Annotated in this window: 2 protein-coding genes; one reads left to right on the top strand and one right to left on the bottom strand. The window is 34.5% G+C overall.

Annotated features, from left to right (window positions below):
• A partial coding sequence (locus ACJML3_RS04835) for a hypothetical protein (RefSeq protein WP_406021100.1) occupies positions 1-723 on the top strand: 723 nt, incomplete at its 5' end.
• On the opposite strand, the gene ACJML3_RS04830 is transcribed toward ACJML3_RS04835, so the two are convergent.
• Positions 724-1,427 (bottom strand): DMT family transporter (locus tag ACJML3_RS04830; RefSeq protein WP_406021098.1); only part of this gene is annotated, 704 nt, incomplete at its 5' end.

Genomic DNA, 1,427 nt, shown 5'->3' with positions numbered 1-1,427 from the left:
AATTATAAAAAACTAATAAAAGGCCAGTTAAGTGACATTGCCCGTTCAGGTGTTTTTAATGATGCCGATCTGTATATTCAGGTTTCAATGAAAAATGAGCTAAAAGATAAGGTTTTATCATTCTTTGAATCATTGCCATATGATATAAAACAGATTGAATATCACTTTGAAAACAAGTTTGAATACTATGGTATTCACAAACTATATGAACTTGCAAAGAGTGGTGAGTATCCATATCTTGCATACCTTCATACAAAGGGTATGAGCTACAATCCTCACTCAATATTCAATCCAGAAAGAATCAGATCATTCAGAGAGATTATTCTTACCTATTACACATTCAGAAAGTACAAAAAAACCATAGAGCTTTTTGAAACGGACAGTGATATTCAGAAAATCGGATTCATGCCAAACAAAGAAGATGGTAAAGAGGAGAATAAGGGCCTTATCATGTGGTTTAATTTCTTCTGGGTAAGAGCATCCTTTGCTGCATCTCTTCAAGAGCCAGTTCAGTCTGATGACAGATTCTATTTTGAAAGATGGATTGCAAGACCTGATAAAGACAGAAAAGATGAATATCTTTATACATCATATTCTCTTTATGCTGATAAAAAAGAAGGCTTCACACAGTCGCAAGCCTCAGATACTCTAAAATATCTTAAAAAGCTGTACAAATACACAAGACCATTCTCAACTCTGTACAGACTTTTTACAGTCAAATAGCTAATCAGACTGTTTTACTGTTATTTTCTTTTTAAAGCTGATGTTTACCTGAGTAATGACAAATGCAGTAAACATCAGTGCTGCACCTAGAATTTCTCTTCCTGACAAACTCTCATCAAGCAGCATAACTCCAAAGAAGGCACCCATTACTGATTCTAGTGAAAGGATCAGTGATGCAATAGTTGGATTTACACCTCTTTGTCCTACAATCTGAAGAGTGTAGGCAATAGCGTTTGACATGATGCCGACATAAAGCAAAGCAGGAGCAGCATCAACTAAAGATGATGCTGTTGGCAGAGTTTCTGTAAACATGAATATGAAGCCTAAAAAGGATGCTACAAAAAACTGTCCACATGAGAGCAGCACACCATCAACAGATTTAATGAAATATGCAATTACAAGAATATGAATTGCAAAACCAATGGCGCACAGTAAAACAAGAAAATCGCCTGTGCTTAAATAAAATCCGTCCTTTATTGAGAAAAAGTAAAGGCCAATTACACTAATAACAACTGCGATAATTATCTTAACTGACAGTTTCTGTCCTAAAAAAATACCGATTATAGGTACAAACACCATATAAAGAGATGTAATAAAACTTGTTTTATTAACATCTGTCTGAGCAATACCATACTGCTGAAGGATTTCAGATACAAAAAGACATAAACCACATAAAATAGAGCCTAAAACAAGCTTATGTCTGT

This window comes from Succinivibrio sp., assembly GCF_045124615.1.
GTDB classification, from domain to species: Bacteria; Pseudomonadota; Gammaproteobacteria; order Enterobacterales; family Succinivibrionaceae; genus Succinivibrio; species Succinivibrio faecicola.
Note: the sequence above shows the minus strand (reverse complement) of the source record. Positions and strands in the feature narration are given on the sequence as shown.